This is a genomic window from Sphingomonas mucosissima (genome assembly GCF_002197665.1).
GTDB lineage: Bacteria > Pseudomonadota > Alphaproteobacteria > Sphingomonadales > Sphingomonadaceae > Sphingomonas > Sphingomonas mucosissima.
In genome coordinates, this window is record NZ_NBBJ01000006.1 from 66,400 (window position 1) to 89,308 (window position 22,909).

The window sequence follows — 22,909 nt, forward strand, 5'->3', positions numbered from 1 at the left end:
GAAGAGGAGCGGATACCAGCATGACTGACTTGCCGACGACCTTTGGCGAAGCGCTGTTCCGGCATGCGGCGGAACGGCCGCACCAGGTGGCGCTTCGGTTCGAGGATCGGGTCACCGATTATGCGACCTTCGATCGTCACGTGACTCAGATTGCCAACGGCCTCCTGGCGATGGGCATGAAGAAGGGTGATCGGGTCGCCTATCTCGGCAAGAACAGTGACTGGGCAGTGGAACTGGCGCTCGGCACTGCACGCGCTGGCATGGTGCTGGTGCCGGTCATCTGGCGCCTCGCTCCCGCGGAGGTGGACGGTATCCTCAGCGATTCCGCCGCTGCCGTGCTGTTCGTTGAGCCGGCGTTCGAGCGTTCGTTCGCCGCCGCGCAGGTCGTCGTCATGGACGAAGCTTTCGCGCGGTGGCGCGATCGGCAAAGCGATACGCCGCCGCCGGTATCGGTGACGGAGGACGATGTTGTCCTTAAGCTCTACACGTCTGGAACGACGGGCGCGCCCAAGGGTGTGATGCTTAGTCACGCGAACGGCATTCGCCAGCGCCAGAACCAGATCGACGCAAAGATTGAATGGCTGCTCGCCGATCCCGGCGACGCCACCATCATCGCCATGCCATATGGCCACATTGGGGGCGTCGGCGTTGCGCTTGGCGCGGTGAACAGCGGCCAGGAGCTGATCATCCACGCCGAATATGATGCCGGCGACCTCATGGACGCGATCGCCGCGCACAAGGTGCGGCGCTTGTTCCTGGTGCCCGCCGCGATCGGCCTGATGCTCCAGCATCCCAAGGCAGCAACGGCCGACTTCTCCTCCATCGAGACGCTGTCCTACGGCGCTAGTCCGATCCCGTTGCCGCTGCTGCAGCAGGCGGTGGAGCGGATCGGCTGCGGCTTCGTGCAGGTCTATGGCATGACGGAGACATGGGGTTCGATCGTCGCGATGCCCCCCGAAGATCATATGCCGGGCCGCGAGCACAAGATGACGGCGGCGGGCAAGGCGCTACCCGGCGTCGAGCTCAAGATCATTGATGAGAATGGCAACGAACTGCCGCACGGCCAGATCGGCGAGGTGGCGATCCGCAGCCCCAACAACACGCGCGGTTACTGGAACAAGCCGGAGGAAACGGCAAAGGCGCTGATCGGCGACGGGTGGCTGCGCACCGGCGATGCCGGCATCCTGGACGAGGAAGGCTATCTCTTCATTCAGGATCGCATCAAGGACATGATCATCAGCGGTGCCGAGAACGTCTATCCGGCGGAGGTGGAAAGCGCGATCTATAGTCATCCCGCGGTGGCAGACGTCGCCGTGATCGGCGTGCCCGACCCAAAATGGGGCGAGGCGGTGAAGGCCATGGTGGTGCTGAAGTCCGGCGCTTCGTGCGACGAAGCCGCGATCATCACCCATGCCCGTGAGCGGATCGCTGGTTTCAAGTGTCCGAAGAGCGTCGAGTTCATCGACGCGCTGCCGCGCAACCCTTCGGGCAAGATCTTGCGGCGCACCTTGCGCGAGCCCTTCTGGGCAGGACACGAACGGAGAGTAAATTGACCGCTTTTGCACGAACCGACGAGCAGCGGATGCTGGCCGAGTCGCTCGACGCGTCGTTGCCCGGTGCTGGCGCGGATTGGGCCATCGCAGTGGAGACTAGTGGCCTGGGCGCGCTCGGGGTTCCGGCAGAGGAAGAGGGGCTCGGCACCGATTTGCGCGACGCGGCCGTTGTCGCCGCGGCGCTCGGCCGGGCGAATGTCGTGCTGCCTTGGGCCGAACATTGGGTGGCGGCCCGGCTTGGCGCGCGGGGCGATGCGGGGCCGCGCGCCGATGCGCCCGCAGCCGTGCTGGCGCTGGCCACGAGTACCGTGGAGCGCGAGTGGGCCGAGGACGCGCTGACGGTGCTGCATTGTGCGGAAATCGTCGGGCTCAGCCGCACCATGCTGCGCGACGCTGCTTTGTTCTCTAAGGAACGCAAGCAGTTCGGCGTGGCGATCGGCTCCTTTCAGGCGCTGCGCCACCGCATGGCCGACATGGCGATGCTCCTGGAGCAGGCGGACGCGATCACCGACATTGCGATCACGGCGTGCGACGGGGATGAGGCCGCGCGCCCACGCGCCGTCTCTGCCGCGCGGGTGGTGTGCGACGACGCCGCGCGCCAGGTGGGCGAGGGCGCCGTGCAGATCCACGGTGCGATGGGCCTCACGGCAGAGCTGCGCCTCGGCGGCTACTTCCGCCGTGCCCGCACGCTGGCCCAGGGCGACGGCACCGCGCGGGCGCACCTGCGCCGGTACGCGGCGTAGCCTTTGGGTCACCGGCCGGCATGCTTCAGGTCGGCCGGACCGGGAGCATTGCTCAATAATTCCACTGCAATTGCGTGCGGATCAGATGGCCCTCCGCTCGGCCGATCAGTCGTTCGTCGGCCTCGCGCCGCGTCATGTCGGCATAAGCGATCGTCAACTCCAGCGGCTCGATCGGCTGAAATTCCACGCCGATCTCCCACTCGTCCGTTGCTAGCCGAGGCGCGTTGGTAATCGCCTTCCACCCGCCGCGATACCGCTGCCAGCGTACATAGGGCATGAAGGGGCCAAGCGGGCCGCTTCTCACCCGTGCCATCCCCTGCACATAGCCGCCGCTGAGCCCACGTGTTTCGATCGCTCCCGTCAGCGGATCATATTCCGGGCCGCGGCCCCAGTTCCATTCCGCCTGTACGCCGAACGGCTGAGGATAGAGGATCGCATGAATGCCCACGCGATCATCGGGAAAGCTCTCGATGCTGACACCGCCGGTCCGCACCTCCGGCCGAACGCGGTTGCGCATCACCGCGCCGCCAAGCTCCAGCACTTGCCCGCGGAATGCGCTGCCCAGTCCATCCAGTTCGAACGGCCACGTGCCCATCGCGACGGTCATCAGGCCGTTGTTGCGCTCGGGACGATTGACGCCCTGGCCGTTGAAGACGCCGAGGCCAAAAGCACCATAATTGCCAAACAGCTTTTGCCCGTCATCCGCCAGTCGATCCCAGACCTGCTGCACGGCCTGCGGAGTGTAATAGCCAACGATCCCGACATCCCGCTCGGAGGGAATGGCGCTGTTGATCCCGTCCGAGCGATCAAGCGTCAGTCGGCTGGAGGAAGATTGCATGTTCTCCCAGCCGAACGGCACCTTGGATTGGCCGAAGCGCAGGCGAAACCGCCGGTCGCGGTCGGGAAACCAATCCACATAGGCGTCGCGCAATTGTGCAAAGCCCTCGCGGCGCTCGCCGCCGGACTGATTGCTGACCGCGCTCGCGAAGTCCGGCTGGAAGTAGAAGGCAACGTCATCGGTGACGTTTCCGGAGAAGACCAGCCGGATCCGCCGGAAGGTGAAATTGCCTTGATCGGTGATGCCGCTGTCGCCGGGTGATCGCAACCGTGATTGCCCGGCGGGTGCGGTTGCATCGCCCGAGATGATCTCGTTGAGCCGAAGCTGGGTATAGCCGCGCAGGCCAATTTGCGTGAACCAGGGGCGCTTCTTGGCGCGGCCGGTAGCCGCCACGGCGACAGACGGCGACGGTGTGGCGGCAGGCGCTGCCGCCCCGACATCTGCGCTCTGCACCGATGGAGTAGGGGAGCGGTCTACCGTTAATGCATCAGGGGCAGCCGGGTTAGCGGCCGTTTCAGTGGCACGGGCACTGGCCGAACTGGCTTTCTGCAGCGCAATCAACTCGCGCAGCTGCGCTTTCAGCTCGTCGATTTGCTGCTGAAGCTCCTGCACCGTCTGGCCCTGCGCCGGGATGGGCAGCGCCGCTGTGCCCAGCATCATGGCCGCGATCCGCAGGCGGTGCCGCATCATCCGATCCTCAACGCACGCGGCGCGAAGCCGCGCCGCAACCTCTGCTGCTCCCAAGAGGCACGGCCCTATGCCCGATTGCCGCAGCACGCAAATCAGCGTGGTGGGCCCGCCGGGCCGCGTGTCTGGAGGTCTGGAGCGCGTCGGCGCTAAGCCGCCTGGTCGACCACCACGCGGGCAATCAGATCACGCTGGATCTCGTTGGAGCCGGCATAGATGCTGGCAGCCCGGTTGTTCAGATATTTGGGCATCGCCACGGCGATCGCATCGGGCGCATTGTCCAGCGACCCCTCCCATTCGGCCGCGATCTCCAGCGCGAGTAGATCGATCCGCTGCGAGGCTTCGGTGCCCAGCACCTTCAGCATCGACGGTCGCACGGCATCGCTCGGCCCGCCGCCTTCCAGGCTGGCGAGTTCGATCGCGCGAAGCGCATCAATCGCGATCGCCTCGCGCGCCAGCCGCTCGCGATTGCCCTCATGCGCCAGCCACCCGGTCGCGTCGGCGGCCTCCCGCACCATGTCGAGCGAGGCCGCCAGGCCGGGCGCGTACCGGCCACCGCGCTCGAACGTCAGCAGATGCTTGGCGACCGTCCAGCCGTCATTCTCCTCGCCCAGCCGGCCGCTCACGGGCACGCGGACATCGTCGAAGAACACCTGATTGAATTCATGCTCGCCCGCCAGCGTGTGGATCGGCGACACGGTGATCCCCGGCGTGTTCATCTCCAGCAACAGGAAGGTGATGCCGGTCTGCGGTCGTCCCTCGGTGCTGGTGCGCACAAGGCAGAACATGCGATTGGCGAAATGCGCATGCGTGGTCCAGATCTTGGAGCCGTTCAGCACATAATGATCGCCCCCCGCCTCCCCGAGGGCAGGCTCGCGCACTGCCCGCAGCTTGAGCGAGGCGAGGTCCGATCCCGAGCCAGGCTCGGAATAGCCCTGGCACCAGCGATCCTCGCCCGACAGGATGCGCGGCAGCAGCGTCGCTTTCTGCTCGGGCGAACCGTAATGCATGATCACCGGCGCGACCATCTTCAGCCCCATCGGCGACAGGCCGGGTGCATGCGCGCGGGCATATTCCTCTGCCCAGATGTAGCGCTGGATCTCGTTCCAGCCGGTACCGCCATATTCTACCGGCCAGTCGGGCGCGGCCCAGCCTTGCGCGTGCAGGATGCGTTGCCATGCGTCGGCAATATCCGGGTGGAGGAACACGCTCGTCCCCCGCCGCGCGCCACGACGCAGTTCGGGCGTCAGCTTGTCGGATAGGAACTGGCGCACCTCTTCACGAAAGGCGTGCGCTTCTGCGCTGTTCAGGCTCTCCATGTCGATCACCGTGCGCTTGGGCGCCGGGCGGCGCACCTGACGCTATTGTCAGGTTTCCGAAGAGGCCCCTCTTCAGGCGTGTGGCCCGAGGAAGCCGTGCCCGGTCGCGATCTGGATCATCCGCGCGCGCGTCGTCGCCCCCAGCTTCTCCGCGGCATTGCGCAGGTGGAACCGGACCGTCGAAACCGAAAGCGAGAGGATCGTGCCGATCTCCGCATTGGTCTTCCCCGCTGCGGCCCAACGCACGCATTGTGCCTCACGCGCCGACAGCTGTCCTGGCGGCGTTCGTGCCCGGCGCGTCGTTAATTCGGTATGCGCAGCGAGAAACCGATAGGCGAGCGAGAACATCGGTTCGGCATGACGTGCGAAGATCGCGGCAATGTCGATCGGCTCCACGGCTACCCACACGACGGCGCCCACCTGTCCGCCTGACAGGTGAACCGGCGTGATCAGCGCAGCGCTGAAGCCGAACTCTGCCTGGATGTGCGAGCAATCGATCCCGCTCAGCGCACTCGTCGCGCGCCACGATCCCAGCTGCCCGTCGGCATACCAGATCGGCTCGGCGAAGATGCGCGCCGCGTGGAGGAACGTCGATCGCAATGCGAGGCTGCGGTTGCGCCAATATTCGGATGTCGATCCCACCCATGGCATCCGCTCGGCATAAGCGCGCCCATAGCGATCGGCCATCGGCGACGGATCGCCCAGGTCGCTTTGGGCCGCCACGAAGGGCAGCTTTGCGCGCGCACCCGCTGCGACCACTTGAGCGGCCAGCGCGTCCACATCGTCCCATGACAGGGCTGCCCGCTCCAAAGACTGCATCTGTGCTCCCGCTCCCGGAAAGGAGCGCTAGCCGCCACCCCACCTCACGACAAGGCCGCCTCTTGCCTTGTGCGCCAGATCGCGCCATCCACACGCCGTAACTATAGTTATGGTACGAAAGGGAGAGGCATGAGCGCAGATTATGCAGGCAAGCACGTGTTCGTCGCTGGCGCATCAAGCGGGATCAATCTGGAAATCGCCCACGGTTTCGCGCGTGCCGGCGCCAAGGTGACGGTGCTGAGCCGCAGCGCGGACAAGATAGAGGCCGCGGCTGCCGGCATTCGCGAAACGGGTGCCGAAGCGATCGGCATTTCGTGTGACGTGCGCGACTATGAAGGTCTGGAAGCCGCTTATGCCGAGGCGACTGGCAAGTTCGGCTCGGTCGACGTGCTGGTGTCGGGCGCTGCCGGCAACTTCCTGGCGCCGGCCGTCAAGCTGTCCGCGAATGCCTTCAAGACGGTCGTGGACATCGATCTGCTCGGCACGTTCAACGTTTTTCGCGCGAGCTTCGATCACCTCACCAAGCCAGGCGCCTCGCTGATCGCGATCACGGCCGGGCAGGCGGTGCATCCGTCCGCGTTCCAGATCCATGCTTGCGCCGCGAAGGCCGGCGTCAACATGGTCACCAAATGCCTCGCGCTCGAATGGGGCCCCGCCGGCATCCGCGTGAACGCCATTTCGCCCGGTCCGATCGGCGACACCGAAGGCATGAAGCGCCTAGGTGGCGACCCGGCGCGCGAGCAGCAGATCAAGAACCGGCTGGCGCTGCGCGATTACGGCACCAAGGCGGATGTTGCAGAGGCGGCGCTATGGCTGTCCAGCCCGGCCGCCAAATATGTTACCGGCACGATCCTGAACGTGGATGGCGGCAACGACGTGGGTGATGCGAGCGCCAACGCGCTCGGCTGATCCGAAGGGAAGCGGCGGCGCGCAGGCCACGGGTGGGCTCACGTGATTCAACGCGCAGCCCGCCGCCATCGGAACCTTCGTGCGACCCTCTTCGTCATGCCGGGCTTGTCCCGGCATCCAGGGTTCCGCAAACCTCAGGCCTGTAGGTGTGCGGAACCCTGGACCCGGCACAGGCCGGGGTGACGCACGCGATTGGGATGATCTTCGCAGAAGCCCTCGTTTCGCCGAGGGAGGCAAATGACCTACTTCTTCGCGCCGATCCCCAGATCCGCCGGCCCAAAGGCATCCGGAAGCAGCTGCGACAGAAGATAGCTGGTCACCGCCTCGCCCTCCGCGCCGGCGCAATGCACCCGGATGTCGCGTCCGCCGATCTGCGCCGCCTCGTTGATCACTTGCCGGCACCGCCCGCACGGTCGCACCACCTCTTCGCCGGCGATCGCCCCGTCGCGGATCATCCCGCCGACCACGCCGATCGCGACCACATCGGCCAGCCGTCCCTGCGCGTTGACGGTCGCCAGCGCCACCGTCTCGGCGCAGAGCGAAAGGCCGTAGCTCGCATTCTCGAAATTGGCGCCATGCACCACCGATCCATCGGACAGCAGCACGGCCGCACCCACGCCGAAGCCGGAATAAGGCGCGTGAGCGTTGGCCGCCGCCGTGCGGGCAAGGGCGATCAATCGGGTCGTCTCGTCGTTCATGATGCTGCCACGTTCCAGTTCACCGGCCCAACGATCCCGTCGATCCGGTGGATGTTGCTCGCCCGCCACATGCGCCACGGGCGCGCGGCATAGTAGGGCTTGAAGAAATTGCCGGTGGCCCAGATCGGGCGGGGCACGGCGCCGCTCAGTTCGTAATCATCCTCGAACGCGCGCGACACCCGCAGCAGCACCGGCTTGCCTGTATGTGCCTCGATCAGCGTCGCCGCGTGCTTCACGTCATCGATCAGCGCCTGCCGCTCGGGCCGGGTGCCGCAGCCTTCCGCGTAATCGAAGTCGATCACCACCGGCAGCGCATCGTCCTCGCGCGGGACCATCGTGTTGAATGCATTGGCCTGGTCCACGCCCGGCTCGCACAGCGACCAGACGTGAACGGCGCCGCGCCGCAGGCCCGCGGCGGCCATGTTCTGCCAGTTTTCCTCAAAGCGTCGGTCCCGCCGGCGCGCGCCGTAGGTGGCGTTGGCATAAGCGAAGTCCGCACCGGCGCCCGCCACGACCTTCCATTCCACCGGGCCGTTCGCTTCGCCAACGTCGACGCCCTGCACCGCGAACGTCTCGCTCGCCGGGCGCCAGCGCACCGCCTCGCGCCACGCAAAGGCGCCCAGCACGGCGAGCACGGCAATGATCAGGAGGAAACGCCTCGCCGAAAACACGTAACAATCAGCCTTTGATATGGAGGACGCAGATCAGCGTGAACAGCCGTCGGGCGGTGTCGAAATCGAGCTCGATCTTGCCCTTGAGCCGCTCGATCAGCAGCTCGGCGGCCTCGTTATGAACGCCGCGGCGCGCCATGTCGATCGTCTCGATCTGCTGCGGAGTCGCCTGCCGGATCGCCTGGAAGTAGCTGTCACAGATCGCGAAATAATCGCGGATCGGCCGCCGGAACCGACCCATGCCCAGGATCAGCGCTTCCAATGGCGACCCGTCCTCACGCTTGATCTGCATGATTAGCCGGCCTTCCTCGACGGAAAGCGCCAGCCGATATGGTCCGGCATAGCCGTCCGGATGCTGCCGCTGCGGCGCGAAGTGGTTTCCTTCGATCAGGTCGAAGATCGCAATTCGGCGCTCCTGCTCGACATCGGCCGAGCGCCACAGGATGGTGCGTTCGTCCAGTTCAATGTCGATAATCCGCGGATCGGCCATCTAATTGCGATAGAGGCCAAAGCCCGCCGGGACAATTCTCGTAATCCACAGCCCTGCCGGTTCCCGTTTGGCGCGGCGGGCGGTACAAGGCCCCAATCATGGCGACTCTGGCATTCCCGCAACCGGCCCCGGCCGAACCCGTTCAGCTGCCCCGCAACGTCGAGGCGGAAGCCGCGCTGTTGGGCGCGATGATGATCGACAATCGGCTCGCCGACGATATCGTCGACCGGCTCGATCCCGCGCATTTCTTCGAGCCGGTACACGGCCGCATCTTTGCCGCGATCAAGACGCTGCGCTCCAACGATATGCTGGCGACCCCGGTCACGCTGCGCCCGATGTTCGACGCGGACGAGGGGATGCGCGAGCTGGGCGGTCCGGCGTATCTCGCGCAGCTTACCGGCTCAGGCGCCGGCCTCATCGGCGCGCGCCAGTTCGCCCAGCAGATCTACGACCTTGCGATGCTCCGCTCGCTGGTCACCGTCGGTCGCACCCTGGTCGACCGCGCAATGGACACCTCCGAGGAGGTGAACCCACGCGCGCAGATCGAGCTGGCCGAAGAGGAATTGTTCAAGGTCGCCGCCGACGGCACGACCGAGAATGCGATCAAGAGCTTCGCGCAGGCCACCAAGGTTGCGCTGAAGATGGCGGAAACCGCGCTTAACTCTGGCGGCAAGGTATCGGGCATCACCACCGGCTTCGATACCGTCAACGCGCGCATCGGCGGCATGCACCGCTCGGACTTGATGATCCTCGCCGGGCGTCCGGGCATGGGCAAGACCTCGCTGGCGACAAACATCGCCTTCAACGCGGCGCAGCGCTGGATGATGGACATGAAGGCGGGCATCGCGCCCAGCGAGTCGATCGGTGCGAAGGTCGCGTTCTTCAGCCTCGAAATGTCCGCCGACCAGCTGGCGACGCGTATCCTGGCGGAGCAGGCGCGCATCACCTCGGAAAAGCTACGCCGCGGCGACATCAGCCGCGCGGAATTCCACCAGCTCGCCGCCGCCGCCGCCGATCTCGAGACGCTGCCCCTGTTCATCGATGACACCGGCGGCCTGTCGATCAGCGCGTTGCACACCCGCGTGCGCCGGCTCCAGCGCCGTCACAACAATGAAATCGGCCTGGTTATCGTCGATTATCTCCAGCTCCTCTCAGGCAGTGGCAAGGCCAGCGACGGCAATCGCGTGCAGGAAATCTCCGAAATCAGCCGCGGCCTGAAGACACTCGCCAAGGACCTCCACGTGCCCGTGCTCGCCCTCTCGCAGCTCAGCCGTGCGGTGGAGCAGCGCGAGGACAAGCGCCCGCAGCTCTCGGATCTTCGCGAATCCGGCTCGATCGAGCAGGACGCCGACATGGTCTGGTTCGTGTTCCGCGAGGATTATTACGTCGCTGCGAAGGAGCCCAAGCGCCCCACCGAAGGCGACGCCGCCAAGATTTTCGAGGATCACGCGCAATGGGCAAGCGACATGGAGCGCGTGTTCGGCCTCGCCGAGCTGATCATCGCCAAGCAGCGTCACGGCGCCACCGGCAAGGTGACGATGAAGTTCGATCCGTCAGTAACGCGCTTCAGCGATTACGCGGGATATTGAGGGCTGCCTGCGCGGTGATCGCGAGGCCTAGCCACGCACTGCGTCATCCCGGACTTGATCCGGGATCCATGGCGCCACGGGCGATGGCGCTCATTGTAGCAGGTGACCGCGCCACTAACGATCCGTCACCCCGGCCCTGTGCCGGGGTCCAGTGCTCCGCGGACTCAACCGTGCAGAAGGTGCGCGGCACCCTGATTACCGGAACAAGTTTGGCATGACGCTAAGCGCCTCACACGAAGCTTCTAATTAGCGTCCGCCAAGCCAGCACACGCAACGCCTCAGAACGCCGGCTCTTCACCCGGCTTCTCCGGAACATGAATGCCGCATTCCACTTTTTCCCACCCGCGCCAGCGCCCGGCGCGCGGGTCTTCGCCCGGCAGCACCTTGGACGTGCAGGGCTTGCACCCGATCGAGGGATAGCCGTTCGTCTCCAGCGGATGCCGCGGGAGCTCATGCACCGCGAAATAGGTCTCCAGCCGCTCCTTGTTCCAATCGGCCAGCGGGTTCAGCTTCAGCCGTCCCTCATCCACTTCAAACCGCGGCAGCGCGGCGCGCGTTGAGGACTGAAAGCCCTTGCGTCCGGAAATCCACGCATCGAACGGCAGCAACGCCCGGCGCAGCGGCTCCACCTTTCGGATCTCGCAGCAGCCATCGGGATCATAGGACCAGCGCAGCCCCGTCGTGTCCTTGGCGGCCAGGATGCGCGGATCGGGCCGAAACACGCGCAGGTCCGTCAGCCCGAGCCGCTCGGACAATTCATCCCGGTATTCAAGTGTTTCGCCGAACATCTTCTGCGTGTTGGTGAAGATGACGGGCACGTCCCGGTCAACCTGTGCCACCATGTGCAGCAGCACGGCGGACTCAGTGCCGAAGGAAGAAACCGCCGCGATGCGGCCCTTGAGCTCGCCGGCGAGCAGCTCGGCGAGCATGTCCTGTGTCGAAACGCCGGCAAAGCGCGCCTCCATCGCCGCCGCATCCCCGCTGGTGAACGCGGGTGCGACGTCGATCATGTCGAGGCGGCGTGCGGCGTTAGCCATGACGTAACTTCCATATGGGCGTCGCGGCGTCCGCAGCGCGCTGGTAGGGGTGATCGTAGCGATCGAGGCTGCGCTTCAGCGTCTCCGCGTCAACCGGCGCCTCGGGCGCGAAGCTGTCGAAGCCGCACCGGCGCATGTGCGGGATCTGATCGACCAGCACGTCGCCCGCTGCCCGCAACTCCCCGGTATAGCCGCCCTCGCGCAGGATCCGCGCCGCGGAATAGCCGCGCCCGTCGCGGAAGCTGGGGAAGCTCACTTCCACCAGCGCCAGTTGCTCGAGCGAGGGCAGCAGCGCACGCGCATCGTCCCCCGCCTCCAGCCGCACGGCGCCGGCATTGGTCTGCCCGTCGAGAAACGAGTCCAGCGTGATCGCCGGCTCGTCATGCGCCTCGTCGTCGCGGAAGCGCAGAAGATTATCCATAGATCGCCTCCTTGAACGTCTCGAAGCCGACACGGCGATAGGTGTCGAGGAAGCGCTCACCCGGTTCGCGCACCTGCACGAAACGGTCCGTGACGCGCTCGATCGCGTCCACCACACCATCCTCGTCAAAGCCGGGTCCAGTGATCTTGGCGAGGCTCACGTCCTCCGCGCCCGATCCGCCGAGCGAGAGCTGGTAGTTCTCCTTGCCCTTCTTATCGACCCCCAGGATGCCGATGTGCCCGGCATGGTGGTGGCCGCACGCATTGATGCAGCCCGAGATCTTGAGCTTCAATTCGCCGAGGTCACGCTGCCGGTCGAGATCGCGGAAGCGCTCCGCGATCTTCTGCGCCAGCGGGATCGAGCGCGCATTGGCGAGGCTGCAATAATCAAGGCCAGGGCAGGCGATGATGTCGCTGATGAGATCGAGGTTCGCCTCCGCGAGCCCCGCCTCGGTCAGCGCCTGCCACACCGCGTAGAGGTCCGCCTTGCGCACATGCGGCAGCACGATGTTCTGCGCATGCGTGACGCGCAGCTCGTCGAACGAGTACCGCTCGCCAAGGTCCGCCATCACGTCGATCTGGTCGGCCGAGGCGTCGCCCGGGATGCCCCCAACCGGCTTCAGCGAGATGTTGACGATCGCATAGCCCGCTTGCTTGTGGGGCTTCACATTCTGGTCGAGCCAGACGGCGAAATCGGGATCGCTGCGATCCAGGTCCTCGCTCAGCCCGCTCTCGAATGCCGGTGGCGCGAAGAAGGCGCTGATCCGCTCCAGCTCAGCGACTGGCGGATCGATGCCCAGCGTCTTCACCTGGGCGAATTCCTCCTCGACCTGGCGGCGATATTCGTCGGGCCCCAGCTCGTGCAGCAGGATCTTGATCCGTGCCTTGTAGATATTGTCGCGCCGGCCATAGCGATTGTAGACGCGCAGGCACGCCTCGAGATAGCTCAGCAACTCGTCCGCGGTCACGAAGTCGCGGATCTCGTGCGAGATCATCGGCGTCCGCCCCATGCCCCCGCCAACGAAGATCTTGGCGCCCAGCACGCCGTCCTTCTTCAGCAGCTCGATGCCGATATCGTGCAGCCGCATCGCCGCGCGATCCTCCGCCGCCGCAATGACAGCGATCTTGAACTTGCGCGGCAGGTACGTGAATTCGGGGTGGAAGGTGCTCCACTGGCGCAGCAGCTCGGCCCAGGGGCGCGGATCGGTAACCTCGTCCGCGGCGGCACCGGCGAACTGGTCCGACGAGATGTTGCGGATGCAATTGCCGCTGGTCTGGATGGCATGCATCTCCACCGTCGCCAGCTCCGCGAGGATGTCCGGCGCATCCTCCAGCTTGATCCAGTTGAACTGGAGGTTCTGGCGCGTGGTGAAATGGCCATAGCCGCGGTCATATTTACGCGCGACATGCCCCAGCATCCGCATCTGCCGGCTGCTCAGCGTGCCATAAGGCACCGCGACGCGCAGCATATAGGCGTGCAGCTGGAGATACAGGCCGTTCATCAGCCTGAGCGGCTTGAACCGGTCCTCGGTCATCTGGCCGGCGAGGCGCCGCTTCACCTGGTCGCGGAATTCCTCGACCCGGGCGTCCACCATCGACTGGTCATATTGGTCATATTGATACATCGTATGCTTCCTGGCCCTCGCCGGTTGCCGGCGAGATCGAAGGTCAAATCACCCAGCTGCCCGCATCGGGATCAGCCGGCTTCAGCGTCAGGTCCGGGCGAACGGTGGGGCCGAGCGCGCGGATGCGATCCTTGATATGCGCCGGCCGCGGCCCCTCGGGCGTCGCCACGGCATCGATCACATAGGGCACGTTGACCCGGCGGGCGCCTTCCTCGGCCTTGGCGATCGCTTCGCCAAGATCGCCCACGTCGGCGGCATCCTCGACATGGCGGGACCAGCCGTTGCCGGTCCACCACGTGACATCGCCCGTCACCAGATCATTTCCCGTCAGCAATTTCATCCGTTCATGCTCTCCGCCGCCCGTGCCCAAGCCACCAATTTATCCTCCGCGTCTGATAATTCGACCACCTCGCCAACGACGATGATCGCCGGGCTGGCCACCTTTTCGCGGCCCACCATGGGGCCAAGATCCGCCAGCAGCGTCTTCAGCGCACGATGACCGGGGCAGGTGCCCTTTTCCAGCACCGCGACCGGCATATCGGGCGCGACGCCATCGGCCATCAATTTGTCTGCAATCGCGTCCGCCGTCGCGACGCCCATGTAGATCACCAAGGTACGCCCCTGGCCGGCAAGCCCCGACCAATCCTGTTCGGTCAGCCCCTTGCACTGGCCGGCAACGAAGCTCACCGCGCTGGAATGATCGCGATGCGTCAGCGGCAGCATCGCCTCCGCTGCGCAGCCAAGCGCCGCCGATACGCCGGGGATCACCTCGACGGGCAGCCCAGCGGCGCGCACCGCCTCCACTTCCTCGCCGCCACGCCCGAAGATGAACGGGTCGCCGCCCTTCAGCCGCACCACCACGCTGCCCGCGCGCACATGCGCCACGATCAGCGCGTTGATCGCGTCCTGCGGCAAGGTATGCCGCGCCCGCCGCTTGGCGACCGAGATGCGATGCGCCTCCGCCGGCGCGATTTCCAGCACGCGCGGATCGATCAGGCCATCGTGGACGACCACGTCGGCGGCTTTCAGCGCCGCCACGGCGCGTACCGTCAGCAGCCCCGGGTCTCCGGGGCCAGCGCCGACAAGGATAACGCGGCCACGCGCGTCGGGATCGAGAAGGCTCGTCATGATCGAAAGATGGCGCCGCGGCCCCCCGGCATCAACCGAGCGATGCTTGCCGATGCCGTAGGATAGCTATGCCGTTAGGGGAACTTACGCGCAGCCCTCGACATAGCCGAGCGCCGGCATCGTCCCGACGTGGATCAGGCTTACCTTGCGGTCCTGCCCGATCTCGAAGCGCAGCGCGGGATCGCCGCCGGCCGCATTGGGGGCCGTCAGATATTTGGCCGGCGCGGCGACATATTCGTGCGGTTCCGCCCGGAAACCGCCAAAGGCGCGCACCACGTCGCGCTCGCTTGCGCCAACGCCGATGCCCTCGACCAGCTTGACGTCCGATCGCTCGCCAATGGTGATCCGCCGGACCTTGCCGTCCGTCACGATCGCATACACGCCGGGGTAGCTCGGCGAACTAACCGTGCGGCAATCGCCATCGATCTGCGCGCCGCGCTCCGCCCAACTGCCGCCGCGTGGGAGCGCAGCGCCGATGCGTAGGTCACCCAGCCCCTCCAGCGCCAGGACCTTGCCGGGGGAGGGCGCAGTTGTCGGCGTTGGTGATGGGGTCGACGCGGCTGGCGAGCGCGATTGCTCCGGCATCGCGGACGCATCCGGTTCAGGTACACTCTGAACCACTTCCGGCGCCTGCGCCGCGTTCGGCGTATCGGGATCGGGATCGGGATCGGGGGAGCAGGCAACCAGCGCGATGCTCAGGGTGAGAGCGGAGACGAATGTTCGCATCCCCGCACAACCATGCGCGTCGACAGGAAGTTTCGTCGCGGCAGCTGTTCTCACGTTCCTCGCGCCCGCTCGATCCCAGGCGTGGCGGCGGCAGCGCCATGCCCCGCCGCCGCCCCGCTCACGCGTTGCGCAAACCGATGCCGATCGAGGCCCGCGCCGCATCCGCTTCGTTGGACACCACGGGATAGGCGCAATAATCCGCCGCATAATACGCGCTGGGGCGATGGTTGCCTGACCAGCCGATGCCGCCGAACGGCGCGGAGGAGGAGGCGCCGTTGGTTGGCCGGTTCCAGTTGACGATGCCCGCCCGCGCGCCTGCCCAGAAGCGGTCGTACAAGGCCGGCGTCTGACTGATCAGCGATGCCGACAAGCCGTAGCGCGTGTTGTTCGCCTCGGCGATCGCCTCGTCAAAGGTGTTGGTCCGCACCACCTGCAAGATCGGCCCGAACAATTCCAGGTCCGGTCGCTCGCTGGCCGCCGTCATGTCGATAATGCCCGGCAACAGGAATGGCCGGTCCGGTACTGGTTGCTCCAGATGGCGGATCGGCCGCCCGCCGCGCATCAGCAGCGCAAGGAAGCTCTCGGTCAGTTGGTCGGCCGCTTCATTGTCGATCACCGGGCCCATGAAGGGCGCCGGGTCATCATGCGGCGCGCCGACGATCAGGCGCTGGAGCAGCCCGTTCAATTGCTCGATCAAGGGCGCATAGAGCTTTTCATCGACGATCAGCCGCCGCGCCGCGGTGCACCGCTGGCCAGCGCTGGTGAAGGCCGATTGGAGGATAATGACGGCCGCCGTGTAGAGATCCGGCGTGTCCCACACCACGATGGGGTTGTTGCCGCCCATCTCCAGCGCCAGGATCTTCTCCGGCTTCTCGGCAAACGCGCGGTTCAGCGCGATGCCCGTGCGGGCGGACCCGGTAAAGAGCAGCCCGTCGATCCCGTCATGCCCGGCCAGCGCCCGGCCTTCCTCGGGGCCGCCGATCACCAGGCGGATGCACTCTTCCGGCACACCAGCCGCGCGGTAGCAATCGACCAGAAAGGCGCCGCTGGCGGGCGTTTTCTCCGATGGCTTGAAGACCACCGCATTGCCCGCGATCAGGGCCGGGACGATGTGCCCGTTGGGCAGATGCGCCGGGAAATTGTACGGTCCCAGCACCGCCAGCACGCCATGTGGCTTGTGGCGAAGCGCCATGCGCGATCCCATCGGTGCGTCGAGCCGGCGCTGTGCCGTACGGTCGGCATAAGCGGAGACGGAAATGTCCACCTTGCCGATCACGGTGTCGACTTCGGTGCGCGCTTCCCACAGCGGCTTGCCGGTCTCGCGTGCGATCAGGTCCGCGAAATCATCCTGCCGCGAGCGAATGACATTCGCGAACCGGCGCATCGTCTCGATACGATAGGTGAGCGGGCGCGCCGCCCAGGCCGCCCAGCCGCCGCGCGCAGCGGCCACTTCCGCATCCACGTCTCCGATCGCCCCGCGCCACAGTTCGGCGCCGGTCGCGGGCTCGAAGGAGATGATTTCGCTCACGTATTGCCCTCAATAATCGTATTCCGGCCTTATGGGAATTCGGCCGGCCGAAACAAGTTCAGCGAAGTGCCTCGCCCATGTTCCGGATCGCAGCGATCTTGGCGTTGAACGGTGCCCAATCGTCCTGGTCCCTGATCGCCGACCAGATCGCCTCGACCTCCTCGATCAGCATCGCGCACGGCTCGCCCGCCCAATAAGGATGCGAGCGCTCGGCGCGTAGCGGCGCGGCGGCGAGCAGTGCCCGCGCCTCGTCCCATGCCGGCGCATAGCCGTCTGGCAGCGGCTGGCCGAAGGCATCGAAGAAAAAGCGGTCGATGCCCGTGCCGGTTTCCCGAAGCGCGCGCTCGGTTGCCTGCACCAGCGCGCGGTCCGCCTCCGGCGAGACGCTCGCCCGGCCCAATCGCCAAAGGAACGCATCGGTGATGGCCGGCTGATACGCCGGGGCAAACTGGTCCAGCGCGGCGATCAGCGGGTCGGCATCGGTCAACAGGCGCAGCGACGACGCCAGCTGCATCACGTCCCAATGGATCGCCTCGGGCTGCCGACCAAAGGCGTAAATGCCGTTGTGGTCGAAATACGCCGCGACAAAGGCCGGCTCCCACGTCGGCGTGAACCGCCAGGGGCCATAATCGAAGCTCTCGCCGGTGATGTTGATATTGTCCGAATTGAGCACGCCGTGGACGAAGCCAGCGGCCATGTACGACGCGGCAAGCCGCGCAGTGCGCTCGACCACCAGCTCCAGCAGCCGCACGGGATCGTCGCTGTCCTCGCCGTAGAGGTTCGCCATGACATAGCGGACCAGCCGGCGCATGGCGTCCGCCTCCCGCCCGAAGGCCAGCCGCTGAAACGTGCCGATCCGGATGTGGCTATGGCTCAGCCGCACCAGCACGGCGGAGCGGGTAGGGGAGGGCTCGTCCTCGCGGTGCAGCGCTTCGCCGGTCTCGATCAGCGAGAAGCTGCGCGATGTCGGCACGTTTAGCGCCTCCAGCATCTCGCTCGCCAGCACTTCGCGCACCCCGCCCTTCAGCGTGAGGCGGCCATCGCCGAATCGGCTCCACGGCGTCTTCCCCGATCCCTTGGTGCCAAGATCCATCAGCCGGCCCTTGTCGTCGCGAAGCTGCGCAAAGGTGAACCCGCGCCCGTCGCCGATGTCAGGATTGTAGGTGCGGAACTGATGCCCGTGATAGCGCAGCGCCAGCGGATGGGTGAGTGAGCCGGGCAACGGCTTGAAAAGGCCGAAATGTTCCGTCCACAGGCCGTCGTCCATTCCGCCGAGGCCGATCTGCGTCGCCGCGCGCTCGTTGAGGAACCGGATGATCGTTTGTGGAAAGGCCGCGCCCTCCACCTGATCGTAGAATGCATCCCCAAGCGCGAGGAGGCTCGTCTCGGGTCGGTACGCTTGCGGGTCGAAGGCCATGCGTCGATATGGGACCCGGGTGAGCGAAGGTGCAAGCATGACCGCCTGGAAAGATGTTTATTGGTGGTCGAACGACGGTTTGCGGCTGCACGCGCGCGATTATCCCGGCGAGCCCGGCGCGCTTCCTGTCCTTTGCCTTCCCGGGCTGACGCGCAACGCGCGTGATTATGATGTGCTGGCGCGGCGGATCGCCGGCCGCCACCGCGTGCTGGCGGTTGATCTCCGGGGTCGCGGCGAAAGCGCCTATGCCAAGGATCCGATGAGCTATGTCCCGCTAACCTATGCGCAGGATATTGCGGCCTTGCTGGCGGATCAGCAGGTCAATCGCTTCATCGCGATCGGCACGTCGCTGGGCGGCATCGTCGCCATGCTGCTCGCGGGCATGTTGCCTGGGCGGATCGCCGGCGCTCTCCTGAATGATGTGGGCCCCGAAATCGATCCCGCCGGTCTCGCCCGCGTGCGCGGCCACGTCAGCCGCTCCAGCACCTGGCCCACCTGGATGCACGCCGCCCGCGCGATCCAGGAGGCGCATGCCGACATCTATCCCGACTGGAATTTCGAGGATTGGCTCGCGATGGCCAAGCGGCTGTACCGGCTCAACAATGCCGGTCGCATCGTGATCGACTATGATTTGAAGATCGCCGAGCCTTTCCGCGCTCCGGGCAATCAGGCCGGCCCGGACATGTGGCCCGCCATGGCGGCGCTGGGCAGCGCGCCGGTGCTGGTGGTGCGGGGCGGAAGGTCCGACATTCTGCGCGCAGATGTGGCTGAGCGCATGATCGCTGCGCTTCCCCATGCGGAGCTGATCACGCTGCCGGGCATCGGCCATGCCCCGACACTTGCCGAGCCGGGGGTGCAGGGCGCGATCGACCGGCTGCTCGCCCGCGCCGCCGCGGAACCGGCAAGCGCCTGAGGCGTCAAGGCAACTCCTGCCCAAGAGGAGCCTTCATGACTGATCAATCCGACGCGCACACCGCCACGACTCCGCTCGCCGGCCGCCGTGTGCTGGTCACTGGCGGCACGACCGGTATCGGCCGCGCGATCGCGGTGCTGCTCGCGAGCGAGGGTGCCAAGGTCTTCATCTGTGGGCGGGACGAGCAGCATCTCGAAGATGCGCTGACGCGCATTCGAGAAGTGGGCGAGGGCGACGGCATGTCCATCGATCTGGCGGAAGAAAGCAACGTCGCTCGCCTGTTCGATGCGGCAACCGCGTACCTCGGTGGGCTGGACGTCGCCGTGATTAACGCAGCCCGCGGCGCCGAAGGCTTGTCCGAAATGAGCGAGGCTGACCTGCGCTATACCATCGGCAGCAACTTCACTGCCTATCTGCTCTCCGCGCAAGCGGCCACCAAGGCGATGGGCGCCTATGGCGAGGATGCAAAGGGGCAGGGCGACATCGTCCTGGTCGGCTCGATGAGCGCCTATGTCCTCGGTCCCGGTTCCACCGTCTATGCCGGGATCAAATACGGCATCCAGGGTTTCGCCATCGCGCTCCGCCGCGAGCTCGGCAAGAAGGGCGTACGCGTCTCGCTCGTCGAACCGGGCCTCACCGGCAGCGACATGGTGGAGGGCACCAACGAGGAACAGGCCGAACGGATCAACAAGGAGGAAATGCTCCGCGCCGAGGACATCGCGGTCGGTGTGCATTACCTGCTGACCCAGCCGCGCCGCGCCGTTGTGCAGCAAGTTACCATTTCGCCGCGCATGCAGGATCAGGAATGACCTTTCCGCTCGATCACCTCGTCTTCACGCCGCACGATGTCGATCTGTCCCGCTCGCCGCTCGCGGGGCATATCGATGAGGACACCTATGTTCTGGGCGCCTTCAATCCGGGGATGACCCGGCTGCCGAACGGCAACCTCCTTCTGATGGTGCGGATTGCCGAGGCGTTGCGCACGCCCATTCGCGACGGTCATGTGCGGGCGATCCGCTGGGAGGAGGCTGGGTATCGGCTCGATCCATGGCCACTTCAGCTCGTCGACACCGCCGATCCGCGCAAGTTCATGATGCGCGGCGGCGGGTGGAAGGTGATGGCGCTGACCTCCTTGTCCTGGCTGCTCCCGGTCGAGCTTGATCCCGAGGGGCGCCGGGTAGAGGCGGTTCATTACGACCGCGCGATCGCGCCGCGGGCCAGTTACCAGAATTATGGCGTGGAGGACGCACGCATCAGCCGCGTCGGCGACCGCTTCCTGATGACGACCTGCTCGGTCAGCCCGGAACGCCACTCGACCACGCTATATACCAGCACGGACGCGCTGGACTGGCAGCTTCAAGGCATCGTCCTTGATCATCAGAACAAGGACATGCTGATCTTCGAGGGGCTGATCGGCGGCAAATATTGGGCGCAGACCCGTCCGCTCGGCGATCTGTACTTCGCCTATCCACCAAGCAGCGAATGGCGCGCCGGCCCCTCGATCAACCTTGCCTCGTCGCCTGACGCGCTCCATTGGAAGCCGAGCGACCATCCCGGCGTCCGCCCCCATGCCGCGACCACCGCGACGGCGCGCATCGGCGGCGGCGCGCAGCCGGTGCTGACCACGGTAGATGGCCGCGAAGGCTGGCTCACCTTGTGGCACGGCGTCGAACCATCCGGGGTCGTCGGTATCTACCGCACTTATTGGACCCTGCTCGACAAGGACGAGCCCTGGCGCACGATCGCCACCCAGCATCAGCCGCTGCTCGAGCCCAATCCGGCGCTCACCGAGCCACTGAAGGACCAGATGTACCTCGACAATGTCGTCTTCACGACCGGCATCGTGGATGCTGACGACCATTGGATCGTGGCAAGCGGGGAGGCGGACCTCGCCTGCCGCATCACCCACATGCCCAAGAGCGCGATCCGGGTCTGATCCCCTGCGACTACAGGCGCTCGCCCGGCAGCGTGCTGGCCTGTTTCATCCAGCGCTCGATCTGCGCCAGGTCCATCTCATCCGTTTCGCGGATGTCGAGATAGCGGACATTGTCCTGCTTGGACTTGCCAGGCGGAACGGGGTCGAGCGAGGCACCCTGGAAGAAGGTGACCTTCACATATTTGTCGAAACAGTGAAATGCGGTGAACCAGCCCTGGCCTTCGACGCCGAAGAACGGCGTGTTCCACTTGACCGCCTTCGCCGTCCCCGGAACCGCGCGCTCGATCGCCGCTGCAAGCGCCACACCCACCCGCCGCTTCCACCCCGGCATGGCATCGATATAGGCCTGCACCGGCCCATCACCGTCGCCTTTGGGAATCTGCGGATTGCCGCCCGACAACAGCTTCACCTCGGCCATGGCATCACCTCCGGTCCGCGTTGTGATCGATGGCTGGCGCACCGTCCAGCGACATCGCCCCGCCTGAGCCCAGTGGCGGAGCCCAGCCGCTCTGTCCTACGCCGCCCGATCTGTGTCATGGGCGTGCCCATGATCGACCAGCGCCCAACACCCGTCAGTTCCGAAACTTCGCACCGCGAAAACGTTCTTTATAAGCGCGATCTTTGTGAACTTTCGCCACGCCGCGCGATCGCGCCAGTGTCTCAACTTTCTCAACATTCGCGAGCAAAGTCGTCGATCTGATGCCCCAGCCCATCAACATCCTCCACCTCCATTCCACCTTCGATCTGGGCGGAAAGGAAGCGCGCGCCACGCGGCTGATGAACGCCTTCGGCGATCGCGCGCGGCACACGATCGTGTCGGGCATGCCCGGTCGTTATGGCGCGCGTGAGCGGATCGCCAAGGGCATCAAATACGAGATTGCGCAGGATCCCCCGCCGCTCCAGGGCCGCCCTTCGGTTGCCCGGTACGATGCCCTCGCGCGGTTCATGCGACGCTTCGATCTGGTGCTGACCTACAATTGGGGCGCGATCGACGGCGTCATGGCGCGCCGGGTGTTCGGCCGCGGCGTGCCGCCGGTCGTGCATCACGAAGATGGCTTCAACGAGGATGAGGCTGGCGGGCTCAAGCGCGAACGCAACCTCTATCGCCGGCTGGCGCTCAGCGCGGCGCATGGTCTTGCCGTGCCCTCCACCACGCTGGAGCGGATCGCGCTGGAAACATGGAAGCAGCCGCGGGCGAAGGTTCACCGTATCATCAACGGTATCGCCACGGGCCTGTATGCCGGCAAGCCGGAGCCCAAGGCGATCCCAGGCTTCGTGCGCAAGCCCAAGGAGACGGTGATCGGAACGGTTGCCGGATTGCGCGCCGTCAAGGATCTGCCGGCACTCGTTCGCGCAGCAGGCGGTTTGTCCGGTCGGTTCCGGTTGGTAATCGTCGGCGAAGGTCCGGAGCGCGCTGCGATCGAGCAAGCGGCACTGGCGATGGGGATCGACGATCAGTTGGTCCTTCCAGGCTTCCTGGATCGGCCGTATCGTTTTCTCGGCCATTTCGACCTGCTCGCGCTTTCGTCGCGGTCAGAGCAGTTTCCCATTTCGGTGGTGGAGGCGATGGCCGCCGGGCTGCCGGTCGTCGCGCCGCCGGTTGGCGACGTTCCCACCATGGTGTCGGCCGAAAACGCACCGTTCATCACCGAATATCACGGCGAGGTTCGCCTGCGCGACGCGATGCAGAAGCTGATCGCCGATCCGGAGCTCCGCCGCACTGTCGGTGAGGCCAACCGGCGCAAGGCTGAGGCGGAATATGACGAGCGGCGCATGATCTCGCGTTATGCTGCGCTGTACGAAGCGGCGATGGCGCGCCCGGGGGCGCTTTCCTGATCCACGTAATTTTCTCGCCCGACGCAA

General features: G+C 65.9%; 23 protein-coding genes. 8 read left to right on the forward strand and 15 right to left on the reverse strand.

The window, feature by feature from the left end; genetic code table 11:
- The first annotated feature begins 20 nt into the window (after window positions 1-20).
- Window positions 21-1,553: a fatty acid--CoA ligase gene (locus SPMU_RS14980; RefSeq protein WP_088334900.1), complete on the forward strand. Its 1,533-nt coding sequence runs from the start codon at window positions 21-23 to the stop codon at window positions 1,551-1,553.
- Entirely contained in the window at window positions 1,550-2,296 is a 747-nt protein-coding gene (locus SPMU_RS14985; protein WP_088334902.1) for an acyl-CoA dehydrogenase family protein, read from the forward strand. Before SPMU_RS14980 ends, SPMU_RS14985 begins: the two co-directional genes overlap by 4 nt.
- Window positions 2,297-2,348: 52 nt before the next feature.
- Here SPMU_RS14985 and SPMU_RS14990 read toward each other — a convergent pair whose 3' ends face one another.
- From SPMU_RS14990 to SPMU_RS15000, 3 genes are all read right to left on the reverse strand, one after another.
- Entirely contained in the window at window positions 2,349-3,821 is a 1,473-nt protein-coding gene (locus SPMU_RS14990) for a porin (protein ID WP_088335139.1), read from the reverse strand.
- A 149-nt stretch (window positions 3,822-3,970) separates the two neighbouring features.
- Window positions 3,971-5,176 carry an acyl-CoA dehydrogenase family protein gene (locus SPMU_RS14995; protein WP_342746451.1) on the reverse strand — a complete coding sequence of 402 codons (1,206 nt, stop codon included), beginning with the start codon at window positions 5,174-5,176 and terminating at the stop codon, window positions 3,971-3,973.
- 36 nt (window positions 5,177-5,212) lie between these two features.
- Complete coding sequence (locus SPMU_RS15000; RefSeq protein ID WP_088334905.1) at window positions 5,213-5,959, reverse strand: helix-turn-helix transcriptional regulator; 747 nt, start codon at window positions 5,957-5,959, stop codon at window positions 5,213-5,215.
- Window positions 5,960-6,088: 129 nt separating this feature from the next.
- Between SPMU_RS15000 and SPMU_RS15005 the strand changes: the two genes are divergently transcribed.
- Window positions 6,089-6,868, forward strand: coding sequence for an SDR family oxidoreductase (locus SPMU_RS15005; protein WP_088334907.1), 780 nt, complete (start codon window positions 6,089-6,091; stop codon window positions 6,866-6,868).
- Window positions 6,869-7,110: 242 nt separating this feature from the next.
- On the opposite strand, the gene SPMU_RS15010 is transcribed toward SPMU_RS15005, so the two are convergent.
- From SPMU_RS15010 to SPMU_RS15020, 3 genes are read right to left on the reverse strand one after another with little or no spacing between them, the layout of a single operon-like run.
- A complete protein-coding gene (locus SPMU_RS15010; protein WP_088334909.1) occupies window positions 7,111-7,566 on the reverse strand; it encodes a cytidine deaminase in 456 nt (151 codons plus the stop codon).
- On the reverse strand, window positions 7,563-8,237 hold the full coding sequence (locus tag SPMU_RS15015; RefSeq protein ID WP_169715735.1) for a GH25 family lysozyme: 675 nt from the start codon (window positions 8,235-8,237) through the stop codon (window positions 7,563-7,565). Before SPMU_RS15015 ends, SPMU_RS15010 begins: the two co-directional genes overlap by 4 nt.
- A gap of 7 nt (window positions 8,238-8,244) precedes the next feature.
- The gene (locus SPMU_RS15020; RefSeq protein ID WP_088334913.1) at window positions 8,245-8,727 is read right to left on the reverse strand and encodes a UPF0262 family protein; all 483 of its coding nucleotides are present in this window, start codon (window positions 8,725-8,727) and stop codon (window positions 8,245-8,247) included.
- Between the two features lie 98 nt (window positions 8,728-8,825).
- On the opposite strand from SPMU_RS15020, the gene SPMU_RS15025 reads away from it, so the two are divergent.
- On the forward strand, window positions 8,826-10,316 hold the full coding sequence (locus tag SPMU_RS15025) for a replicative DNA helicase (RefSeq protein WP_088334915.1): 1,491 nt from the start codon (window positions 8,826-8,828) through the stop codon (window positions 10,314-10,316).
- A gap of 278 nt (window positions 10,317-10,594) precedes the next feature.
- Here the strand turns inward: SPMU_RS15025 and SPMU_RS15030 are convergent, their stop codons facing one another.
- The 8 genes from SPMU_RS15030 to SPMU_RS15065 all read right to left on the reverse strand — a co-directional run bounded on the left by SPMU_RS15030 (window position 10,595) and on the right by SPMU_RS15065 (window position 18,197).
- Entirely contained in the window at window positions 10,595-11,353 is a 759-nt protein-coding gene (locus tag SPMU_RS15030; protein WP_088334917.1) for a phosphoadenylyl-sulfate reductase, read from the reverse strand.
- Window positions 11,346-11,774, reverse strand: a complete 429-nt coding sequence (locus SPMU_RS15035) for a DUF934 domain-containing protein (RefSeq protein ID WP_088334919.1) — start codon at window positions 11,772-11,774, stop codon at window positions 11,346-11,348. Before SPMU_RS15035 ends, SPMU_RS15030 begins: the two co-directional genes overlap by 8 nt.
- The gene (locus tag SPMU_RS15040; protein WP_088334921.1) at window positions 11,767-13,398 is read right to left on the reverse strand and encodes a nitrite/sulfite reductase; all 1,632 of its coding nucleotides are present in this window, start codon (window positions 13,396-13,398) and stop codon (window positions 11,767-11,769) included. The genes SPMU_RS15035 and SPMU_RS15040 overlap by 8 nt, the downstream gene beginning before the upstream one ends.
- Before the next feature lie 43 nt (window positions 13,399-13,441).
- A complete protein-coding gene (locus SPMU_RS15045; protein ID WP_088334923.1) occupies window positions 13,442-13,738 on the reverse strand; it encodes a DUF2849 domain-containing protein in 297 nt (98 codons plus the stop codon).
- Window positions 13,735-14,526 carry a uroporphyrinogen-III C-methyltransferase gene (gene cobA, locus SPMU_RS15050; RefSeq protein ID WP_088334925.1) on the reverse strand — a complete coding sequence of 264 codons (792 nt, stop codon included), beginning with the start codon at window positions 14,524-14,526 and terminating at the stop codon, window positions 13,735-13,737. Before cobA ends, SPMU_RS15045 begins: the two co-directional genes overlap by 4 nt.
- Before the next feature lie 84 nt (window positions 14,527-14,610).
- Window positions 14,611-15,252: a hypothetical protein gene (locus SPMU_RS15055; protein WP_088334927.1), complete on the reverse strand. Its 642-nt coding sequence runs from the start codon at window positions 15,250-15,252 to the stop codon at window positions 14,611-14,613.
- A 118-nt stretch (window positions 15,253-15,370) separates the two neighbouring features.
- Complete coding sequence (astD, locus tag SPMU_RS15060) at window positions 15,371-16,780, reverse strand: succinylglutamate-semialdehyde dehydrogenase (RefSeq protein WP_088334929.1); 1,410 nt, start codon at window positions 16,778-16,780, stop codon at window positions 15,371-15,373.
- 58 nt (window positions 16,781-16,838) lie between these two features.
- The gene (locus tag SPMU_RS15065; RefSeq protein ID WP_088334931.1) at window positions 16,839-18,197 is read right to left on the reverse strand and encodes a protein adenylyltransferase SelO family protein; all 1,359 of its coding nucleotides are present in this window, start codon (window positions 18,195-18,197) and stop codon (window positions 16,839-16,841) included.
- 37 nt (window positions 18,198-18,234) lie between these two features.
- On the opposite strand from SPMU_RS15065, the gene SPMU_RS15070 reads away from it, so the two are divergent.
- Genes SPMU_RS15070 through SPMU_RS15080 form a run of 3 tightly spaced genes read left to right on the forward strand, consistent with a single transcriptional unit; the run spans window position 18,235 to window position 21,046 of the window.
- Window positions 18,235-19,110, forward strand: a complete 876-nt coding sequence (locus SPMU_RS15070) for an alpha/beta fold hydrolase (RefSeq protein ID WP_088335143.1) — start codon at window positions 18,235-18,237, stop codon at window positions 19,108-19,110.
- 35 nt (window positions 19,111-19,145) lie between these two features.
- Complete coding sequence (locus SPMU_RS15075) at window positions 19,146-19,919, forward strand: SDR family oxidoreductase (protein ID WP_088334933.1); 774 nt, start codon at window positions 19,146-19,148, stop codon at window positions 19,917-19,919.
- The gene (locus SPMU_RS15080; RefSeq protein WP_088334935.1) at window positions 19,916-21,046 is read left to right on the forward strand and encodes a glycoside hydrolase family 130 protein; all 1,131 of its coding nucleotides are present in this window, start codon (window positions 19,916-19,918) and stop codon (window positions 21,044-21,046) included. The genes SPMU_RS15075 and SPMU_RS15080 overlap by 4 nt, the downstream gene beginning before the upstream one ends.
- A gap of 10 nt (window positions 21,047-21,056) precedes the next feature.
- Here the strand turns inward: SPMU_RS15080 and SPMU_RS15085 are convergent, their stop codons facing one another.
- A complete protein-coding gene (locus SPMU_RS15085) occupies window positions 21,057-21,464 on the reverse strand; it encodes a DUF1801 domain-containing protein (RefSeq protein WP_088334937.1) in 408 nt (135 codons plus the stop codon).
- 281 nt (window positions 21,465-21,745) lie between these two features.
- Here SPMU_RS15085 and SPMU_RS15090 point away from each other — a divergent pair, with 281 nt between their 5' ends.
- Window positions 21,746-22,882, forward strand: coding sequence for a glycosyltransferase (locus SPMU_RS15090; RefSeq protein ID WP_088334939.1), 1,137 nt, complete (start codon window positions 21,746-21,748; stop codon window positions 22,880-22,882).
- Window positions 22,883-22,909 lie beyond the last annotated feature (27 nt).

Excerpts from the sequence above, each read along its gene's own strand:
- SPMU_RS15055 (WP_088334927.1), bottom strand. The coding sequence starts at position 15,252 with ATGCGAACATTCGTCTCCGCTCTCACCCTGAGCATCGCGCTGGTTGCC.
- SPMU_RS15045 (WP_088334923.1), bottom strand. The coding sequence starts at position 13,738 with ATGAAATTGCTGACGGGAAATGATCTGGTGACGGGCGATGTCACGTGG.
- SPMU_RS15000 (WP_088334905.1), bottom strand. The coding sequence starts at position 5,959 with ATGCAGTCTTTGGAGCGGGCAGCCCTGTCATGGGACGATGTGGACGCG.
- SPMU_RS15030 (WP_088334917.1), bottom strand. The coding sequence starts at position 11,353 with ATGGCTAACGCCGCACGCCGCCTCGACATGATCGACGTCGCACCCGCG.
- SPMU_RS15085 (WP_088334937.1), bottom strand. The coding sequence starts at position 21,464 with ATGGCCGAGGTGAAGCTGTTGTCGGGCGGCAATCCGCAGATTCCCAAA.
- SPMU_RS15090 (WP_088334939.1), top strand. The coding sequence starts at position 21,746 with ATGCCCCAGCCCATCAACATCCTCCACCTCCATTCCACCTTCGATCTG.
- SPMU_RS15035 (WP_088334919.1), bottom strand. The coding sequence starts at position 11,774 with ATGGATAATCTTCTGCGCTTCCGCGACGACGAGGCGCATGACGAGCCG.
- SPMU_RS15025 (WP_088334915.1), top strand. The coding sequence starts at position 8,826 with ATGGCGACTCTGGCATTCCCGCAACCGGCCCCGGCCGAACCCGTTCAG.
- SPMU_RS15040 (WP_088334921.1), bottom strand. The coding sequence starts at position 13,398 with ATGTATCAATATGACCAATATGACCAGTCGATGGTGGACGCCCGGGTC.
- SPMU_RS15005 (WP_088334907.1), top strand. The coding sequence starts at position 6,089 with ATGAGCGCAGATTATGCAGGCAAGCACGTGTTCGTCGCTGGCGCATCA.
- SPMU_RS15065 (WP_088334931.1), bottom strand. The coding sequence starts at position 18,197 with ATGGCCTTCGACCCGCAAGCGTACCGACCCGAGACGAGCCTCCTCGCG.
- SPMU_RS15075 (WP_088334933.1), top strand. The coding sequence starts at position 19,146 with ATGACTGATCAATCCGACGCGCACACCGCCACGACTCCGCTCGCCGGC.
- SPMU_RS15010 (WP_088334909.1), bottom strand. The coding sequence starts at position 7,566 with ATGAACGACGAGACGACCCGATTGATCGCCCTTGCCCGCACGGCGGCG.
- SPMU_RS14980 (WP_088334900.1), top strand. The coding sequence starts at position 21 with ATGACTGACTTGCCGACGACCTTTGGCGAAGCGCTGTTCCGGCATGCG.
- SPMU_RS15070 (WP_088335143.1), top strand. The coding sequence starts at position 18,235 with ATGACCGCCTGGAAAGATGTTTATTGGTGGTCGAACGACGGTTTGCGG.
- SPMU_RS15020 (WP_088334913.1), bottom strand. The coding sequence starts at position 8,727 with ATGGCCGATCCGCGGATTATCGACATTGAACTGGACGAACGCACCATC.
- SPMU_RS15080 (WP_088334935.1), top strand. The coding sequence starts at position 19,916 with ATGACCTTTCCGCTCGATCACCTCGTCTTCACGCCGCACGATGTCGAT.
- cobA (WP_088334925.1), bottom strand. The coding sequence starts at position 14,526 with ATGACGAGCCTTCTCGATCCCGACGCGCGTGGCCGCGTTATCCTTGTC.
- SPMU_RS14990 (WP_088335139.1), bottom strand. The coding sequence starts at position 3,821 with ATGCGGCACCGCCTGCGGATCGCGGCCATGATGCTGGGCACAGCGGCG.